The organism is Nocardia vinacea NBRC 16497 (assembly GCF_000308835.1).
In the GTDB taxonomy this organism is placed as follows: Bacteria; Actinomycetota; Actinomycetes; order Mycobacteriales; family Mycobacteriaceae; genus Nocardia; species Nocardia vinacea.
In genome coordinates, this window is record NZ_BAGN01000270.1 from 1 (window position 1) to 216 (window position 216).

Annotated in this window: 1 protein-coding gene; it reads right to left on the reverse strand. The window is 67.6% G+C overall.

Features of this window, described 5'->3' with window-relative positions; all coding sequences use genetic code 11:
• Positions 1 to 216: hypothetical protein (locus ON44_RS33455; protein WP_040697895.1), on the reverse strand; the 216-nt coding region annotated here is incomplete at both ends.

Genomic DNA, 216 nt, shown 5'->3' on the forward strand with positions numbered 1-216 from the left:
GCTGCGAGGTCATTCCGGCACACCTGTTCGGCGGCGTCGAGTTCGAAGCTGCCGGCGAACACCGACAACGGGGCCCACACCTGTTGTTCGGCCGGGGTGCACAGCGAGTAACTCCAGTCGATGCACAACCGCAGGGTCTGCTGGCGGCTCGGCGCGCTGCGGCTGCCGCGGGTCAGCAGTGCGTATCGGTCGGTGAGCCGCGCCAGGATCTGTTCT